The sequence below is a fragment of the Aequoribacter sp. genome, from assembly GCF_965659035.1.
Taxonomy (GTDB): Bacteria; Pseudomonadota; Gammaproteobacteria; order Pseudomonadales; family Halieaceae; genus Aequoribacter.
In genome coordinates, this window is the sequence record NZ_CBFHWH010000107.1 from 1 (window position 1) to 6272 (window position 6272).

Consider the following 6272-nt stretch of genomic DNA (forward strand, 5'->3'; position numbering starts at 1 on the left):
ACCCTATTTCAGTGCGATGGACGTGACTGCGGTCGTTCGGTGCAGTGGGCGAACCGTGTCTTTGACCAGCGCCTGCTGTATGGACAGGACAACGATCAGCGATATTGGGTTGGCGAGTCGACCGCAGGCGACCCAACACTCTATGTGGCATACAGCGCCTATCGAACTGAGGGTCGGCAGTATCTAGTATTGCAACGGTATCTGCTGAGCCCTGTCGCGGAATAGGTCAAAGTCGGGTAGACAAAAGCGCTAAAAATTCTTCTCTCGTTGACTGCTGCGTTTGAAAGCTCCCAAGCATAGCGGAGGTTTTCATGGCACTGTTCTGCTTTTGAACCCCCCGCATCATCATACACATGTGGCGTGCTTCAATAATGACGCCAACGCCCTCGGCGCCCGTAACTTCCGCGATTGTGTTGGCAATTTGGGTGGTAAGTTGCTCTTGGATTTGCAGGCGACGCGCAAATATGTCAACGATTCTTGCAATCTTGGACAAGCCGATCACCTGGCCTTGCGGAATGTACCCGACGTGACATTTGCCAATGAAAGGTAGCAGATGATGCTCGCACAGAGAGTACAACTCAATGTCCTGCACGATCACCATTTCATTGGAATCTGAAGGGAATAGAGCGCCATTAACAACGGTCTCGACGGATTGCTGGTAGCCACGCGTCAAAAACTTAAAAGCCTCTGCGGCACGTTTTGGCGTATCTTTTAGGCCTGGTCTCTCCAGATCCTCGCCAATCTCGTTTATGATGCTCGCAAATTTGTCCTGCACGGTCTCACCCCAACCTTATATGGAGGCGCAATCGTAGCAGGGCATCGTACAAAAACCAAACCGGGGTTACGTTTATATGGGTATTGCGGCGGGGCAGACTGTGTTGGCTTGCATTGAGATGTTGGATCAAAGGTTTCAAGATGCGGATCTATTTTACGGCCACGGCTCTGACAACAGCTGGGATGAGGCGGTATTCCTTGTGCTAGGCGCGTGCAACTTGCCTCTTGAGTCTGGCGATGAAGTCGCGACAGTGTCTTTGACCAGTGCACAAGCCGATCGAGTCAATGATTGGATGAATCAGCGCGTTATCGAGCGCAAGCCCCTGCCTTATATCTCGGGTAAAGCGTGGCTGGGAGGGGCAGAGTTTTTGTGTGACAAGCGCGCTCTTGTCCCACGCTCGCCCTTAGCTGAAGTTATACTCAACGACTTTCAACCATGGTGCAACGATGGTCGAAGCAAAGACGTCCTCGATTTGTGTTGTGGGGGAGGGAGTTTGGGTATTTTGGCGGCCTTGAACCATGCTGAAAACCAAGTCGTGCTGGCAGACATCGATCCTGATGCCCTAACGCTTGCCCAACTCAATGTTGTCAAACATCAACTCGAGTCGCGTGTGCAGTGCGTGCAGTCGGATGTGTTAGCGTCGGTGCCGCAGCGATACTTCGACATAGTGCTATGCAACCCGCCGTACGTGGATAGTGAAGACATGTCTAATCTTCCGGCAGAATACCTGCATGAACCACAAATTGCGCTGGCTTCTGGACAGGATGGCCTAGACTTTACACGTCAACTGCTCGCTCAGCTGCCCAAGTTTCTGCATTCGAATAGTGTCGTGTTTTTGGAATTGGGAAACAGCTGGGAACAGTTCGAGGAATTGTTCCCACAAACTGGAATCACCTGGCTAGAGTTCGAGCGTGGTGGGTGGGGTGTATGCGTACTGACCAAGTCAGAAGTTGAAGAACTTGCACTCGCCCTGACGTAGTTAGGTATAATATGGCCTTTCGCCTAATTTGAGCCGCTTATGTCTGGAAATACCATCGGAAAACTCTTTACTGTCACGACCTTTGGCGAAAGCCATGGTCCCGCCATTGGGTGCGTGGTTGATGGCTGTCCTCCCGGATTATCTATCACTTCAACTGACTTGCAGCGCGACTTGGATCGACGAAAGCCTGGCACCTCTCGCTATACCACTCAACGTAAAGAAGACGACGAAGTCGAAATACTGTCTGGTGTGTTTGAGGGAAAAACCACTGGCACCTCCATCGGATTATTGATACGCAATAAAGACCAGAAGTCCAAAGACTACTCCAAAATAGCGAACACCTTTAGACCCGCACACGCAGACTACACCTATCAGCAGAAGTTCGGTATTCGCGATTATCGCGGTGGTGGTCGCTCATCAGCGCGAGAAACGGCGATGCGGGTCGCTGCGGGAGGAATCGCCAAAAAATACCTGCAAGAGGTGTTTGGCGTCAGTATACAGGGATACCTGGCGCAACTTGGGCCCATTAAAGCAGAACAGGTTCAGTGGGACACCATCGAGACCAACCCATTTTTTTGTCCAGACCCCAGTAAAATTGACGCACTAGAGCAGTACATGCAAAAACTGAACAAGCAGGGCGATTCTATCGGTGCTCGAATCAATGTGGTTGCTCGTGGCCTCCCTCCGGGTTGGGGGGAGCCAGTCTTCGACCGTCTAGACGCGGATATCGCGCATGCAATGATGGGTATCAACGCAGTAAAGGGTGTTGAAATTGGAGATGGTTTTGCGGTGGTAGAGCAACTGGGAACCGAGCATCGTGATGAGCTCACGCCGGCAGGATTTAAATCGAATCACGCGGGCGGTGTGCTTGGAGGGATATCATCTGGGCAAGATTTAGTTGTAAGCATGGCCTTGAAACCGACGTCGAGTATCAGAATCCCGGGAGAGTCCATCGATGTCGAGGGCCAACCGACAGAACTGATTACTACGGGTCGACATGATCCCTGCGTGGGGATCCGCGCGACACCTATTGCCGAGGCTATGTTGGCTATTGTGCTGATAGATCATGCTCTTCGTCACCGTGGCCAGAATGCGGATGTGAGTTCCCCAACCCCCGTAATTACTCGCTAAAATGACGCGTGCGGTGACACTTCCACACGCGCGCTTATCAGGTTTTTACCTATTCTATTTCGCGATTCTTGGTATTTTGTTGCCTTTTTGGCCGCTCTACCTGTCCAGTATTGGGCTCAACATTGCTGAAATCGGCACCTTGATGGCGGTTCTTATGATGACCCGCATTGTATCCCCAATGTTATGGGGGCACATCGGTGACCGTATATCGCGTCGAATGCGCGTCGTTCAGTGGGGTAGCTTCGCCGCTGCTGTCTGCTTTACTGGTGTATTCTTGAGGACCGATTACTATTGGTTACTCTGGATCGTTGCCGGTTACAGTTTTTTTTGGAATGCCGTTTTACCTCAATTTGAGGTTGTTACCTTGCGGTATTTGGGAGATCAACATCACCGATACAGCCAAATTCGCGCATGGGGCTCGGCTGGCTTTATCGGCGCAGCAATCGGTTTGGGCTGGTATTTTGACATGGCCTCAATACGTCATGTCCCTATTATGCTGCTCGTTTGCTTTGTGGCACTCTGGGTGTTAGCGCTGAGCATACCTGGGGCGGAAAAACCGATCCAACACAATAATCCAGCCCCCCCAATATCGCTCTTATTGAATAAAAACGTCATTGGTTTTATCGTGGCGGGCCTACTGATGCAGCTCGCTCATGGCCCTTACTACACCTATTTTTCGTTATTTGTAGAAGAAGCGGGCTACAGCAAGCAATCCACTGGTTTTTATTGGGCTCTCGGCGCGATCAGTGAGACCCTGCTGTTTCTTGTGATGCATAAGATCCTCCCGAAAACAGGTACTTATCGCTTGTTTCAGTTCGCCTTACTGTGCTCGGTTGCTCGCTGGATACTGTTGGATTATTGGGTAAGCAATGCTGCCGCTCTATTCTTTATTCAGATCATGCACGCGGGAACGTTCGGGGCCTTTCACGCCGCCAGTATCGACTTTCTGCGCCGCTATGTACCCGAGGGGCTTTCTGGGCAGGGGCAGGCACTGTATAGCATGTGCTGCTACGGTGTTGGCGGCGCGCTGGGCAGCTTGTTAAGCGCCTGGCTGTGGCCGATTAGTCCAACTTATGCCTTCGCGATGGCGAGCGGGGTAAGCTTGCTCGCCGTTTTTATTGCCTATATGACGATGAATAAATCATGACCAAGAGATCAAAACGTGCTCGAAGGGCATTTAAAACCTTCTTCCTCGGCTTGTTTGCAACGATAGCTCTGTTGTGGGGCGCCAATCACTTAATTGGCGTCGAATGGGGCGCATTGCTTCGATGGTTGGGTATCAGCGTATTGGCGCTGTCTTTGGTCATTTTGTCCGCCGGTGTATCGGTGGCAGCGTATCAAAAGTTTTTGAAGCGTCGTAGCTAATGTACGTTAGTCTTCACAATAGTCGATATCGATATCGACGGTCATATCTTCGGCTATCAAATCCAGTGCTGTTTCAAGTTCAAGGCGGTCTTGCTCGGGCGAAAAGCTGATAGCGATACTGGCCTGAAAAAGCGGTTCGTTTGTCATTGGTGCGGGAACAATGTCTGAGTTTAGTTTAAGCACATTGATGTCACGACGCGAGAATGCCTGGGAGATTTCCCGCACGATGCCTGGACGATCAGGTCCGATCACCGAGAGTGATGCTTTAGTAGATGGCACGCCTGAGCTTTCGGCGGGGCTTACCCTCACACTGAGGCCCGTATTTGACAAAGCTTTTAGCTGTTCAGCAAGGGCGTCGGCCTGTTCAGTTGGCAGACTAATCAGAACAATACCTGCAAATTTTCCCGCGAGATGTGTCAACTGACTGGTTTGCCAATTGCCGCCATTCGCCGCCACGCTGCTCGCAATGGCATCCACCAAGCCGGGTTTATCGTCGCCAATAATGCTCAGAATAAAAGGTTTCGTCATGCTGCTTATCCACATGCTGTGATAAAGCCGTTATAGTAGGTCTATTGAGATAAATGTGCAAAAGCTAAGGAGCGGTCAATGCAACTGTTGAAAAGTGGTAGGTGCTCAATGTTCTTGTTTGTGGCGCTGTTCGTTATGACAATCGGCGCCTCTGTTCAGGCTTCAGATCCGTGGAGCGCGGCCTTGCAGGGCGAGCATCGTAGTGAAGCAGCCAAAGCGCGCGATGTTCACCGCCACCCGCGTGAAACCCTCGATTTTTTTGGCGTGACTCCCTCGAGCACTGTGCTTGAGATGTACCCCGGTGGTGGATGGTATACAGACGTGCTCGCACCCTTGCTTGCTGATAACGGCACGCTGTATGCAGCGCACATGGGTGTTAACGAATCCAATTATGCGCGACGAGCCTTGGGCGGGTTTCTATCTAAGCTTGGTGCAAACGGCGACCTTTATCGAGCGGTGACAGTCACTGCTTTCAATCCACCTGGAGACGTTTTGGTGGCTCCACCAGAGAGCGTGGATGTGGCCTTAGCCATTCGCAACGTGCATTCGTGGATGCGTTTGGCGACCTTGGAAACTGCTTTGACTGCTGTTTATGACGCCTTGAAGCCCGGTGGCGTTTTCGGCGTAGTACAACATCGAGGCACGCCGGGGATGAGCGAGCAAGAAATGAAAGATACGGGTTATGTCGATCCAGAATATTTGATCGGGCTGGCAGAACTCATTGGTTTTGAGTTAGAAGCCGAGTCACAAATCAACGCTAACCCCAAAGATACGAAAGACTACGAGACCGGTGTTTGGACTCTGCCACCTTCCTATCGTTTGGGTGATCAAGACCGAGCCAAATACGAAGCAATAGGTGAAAGCGACCGTATGACCTTAAAGTTCGTTAAACCCTTGGACTAGTCCTCGTGCAGATCGACGCGAGGGGGCTGTGGTGCCCTGAGCCTATTATGTTGCTTCATAGAGCCGTAGGCGACTTGGACGCAGGCCAAGAGATTAGCCTATTAACCACCGATCCGGCAGCCCTTCGTGACGTGCCAAAGTTTTGTCGGTTTTTAGGTTTTAATCTGGCGTCTCAGGTGGAGCGAGGCGACCACATGGAATTTGTTATTCGGATCGATGGTTGATGATAGCCGCAGACATTGAGACCGTATTCAATACGGGAGTGGGGCAGTGCCATAATACTGTGCTTAGGGGCGGGGCCAGCGAACCCTTCTATCAGGCGCCCACAGCAAGAGACTCTCTGGCCACGATTTGGTACCGAGCTGACTACCTACGCAGTGCCTTGCACGAATTAGCGCATTGGTGTGTGGCAGGTTCGGCTCGCAGGCAACAAGATGATTATGGGTATTGGTATGCGCCCGACGGCCGTTCGCCAGAGCAACAGCGAGCATTTTTTCAGGTGGAAGCCCGCCCTCAAGCAATCGAGCGTTTGTTTTGCGTGGCAGTGGCGATTCCCTTCGCGGTCAGCGTTGATAATCTCAACGGAGTCTG

10 protein-coding genes are annotated in these 6272 nt (G+C 51.6%); 8 read left to right on the forward strand and 2 right to left on the reverse strand.

Translation table 11 applies throughout. The features are described 5' to 3' along the window. The coding region (locus tag ACTF5Z_RS10920) for a DUF4892 domain-containing protein (RefSeq protein WP_438985659.1) at window positions 1–225 on the forward strand (225 nt) is incomplete at its 5' end. A gap of 1 nt (window position 226) precedes the next feature. Here the strand turns inward: ACTF5Z_RS10920 and folE are convergent. Next, window positions 227–775, reverse strand: coding sequence for a GTP cyclohydrolase I FolE (folE, locus tag ACTF5Z_RS10925; protein ID WP_438985660.1), 549 nt, complete (start codon window positions 773–775; stop codon window positions 227–229). Between the two features lie 76 nt (window positions 776–851). Between folE and prmB the strand changes: the two genes are divergently transcribed. From prmB to ACTF5Z_RS10945, 4 genes are read left to right on the forward strand one after another with little or no spacing between them, the layout of a single operon-like run. Beyond that, window positions 852–1754, forward strand: coding sequence for a 50S ribosomal protein L3 N(5)-glutamine methyltransferase (prmB, locus tag ACTF5Z_RS10930; RefSeq protein WP_438985661.1), 903 nt, complete (start codon window positions 852–854; stop codon window positions 1752–1754). A 39-nt stretch (window positions 1755–1793) separates the two neighbouring features. Beyond that, the gene (aroC, locus tag ACTF5Z_RS10935; RefSeq protein WP_423848772.1) at window positions 1794–2885 is read left to right on the forward strand and encodes a chorismate synthase; all 1092 of its coding nucleotides are present in this window, start codon (window positions 1794–1796) and stop codon (window positions 2883–2885) included. Between the two features lie 13 nt (window positions 2886–2898). Continuing rightward, on the forward strand, window positions 2899–4032 hold the full coding sequence (locus ACTF5Z_RS10940) for an MFS transporter (RefSeq protein ID WP_438985662.1): 1134 nt from the start codon (window positions 2899–2901) through the stop codon (window positions 4030–4032). Further along, window positions 4029–4250 carry a hypothetical protein gene (locus ACTF5Z_RS10945; protein ID WP_423848774.1) on the forward strand — a complete coding sequence of 74 codons (222 nt, stop codon included), beginning with the start codon at window positions 4029–4031 and terminating at the stop codon, window positions 4248–4250. Before ACTF5Z_RS10940 ends, ACTF5Z_RS10945 begins: the two co-directional genes overlap by 4 nt. A gap of 6 nt (window positions 4251–4256) precedes the next feature. Here ACTF5Z_RS10945 and ACTF5Z_RS10950 read toward each other — a convergent pair whose 3' ends face one another. After that, window positions 4257–4778, reverse strand: coding sequence for a glycine cleavage system protein R (locus ACTF5Z_RS10950; protein ID WP_438985663.1), 522 nt, complete (start codon window positions 4776–4778; stop codon window positions 4257–4259). A gap of 78 nt (window positions 4779–4856) precedes the next feature. Here ACTF5Z_RS10950 and ACTF5Z_RS10955 point away from each other — a divergent pair, with 78 nt between their 5' ends. The 3 genes from ACTF5Z_RS10955 to ACTF5Z_RS10965 all read left to right on the forward strand — a co-directional run. Then, window positions 4857–5681 carry a class I SAM-dependent methyltransferase gene (locus ACTF5Z_RS10955; RefSeq protein ID WP_438985664.1) on the forward strand — a complete coding sequence of 275 codons (825 nt, stop codon included), beginning with the start codon at window positions 4857–4859 and terminating at the stop codon, window positions 5679–5681. Window positions 5682–5686: 5 nt separating this feature from the next. After that, complete coding sequence (locus ACTF5Z_RS10960; protein WP_438985665.1) at window positions 5687–5905, forward strand: sulfurtransferase TusA family protein; 219 nt, start codon at window positions 5687–5689, stop codon at window positions 5903–5905. Next, window positions 5905–6272: elongation factor P hydroxylase (locus ACTF5Z_RS10965; RefSeq protein WP_438985666.1), on the forward strand; the 368-nt coding region annotated here is incomplete at its 3' end. The genes ACTF5Z_RS10960 and ACTF5Z_RS10965, both read left to right, overlap by 1 nt.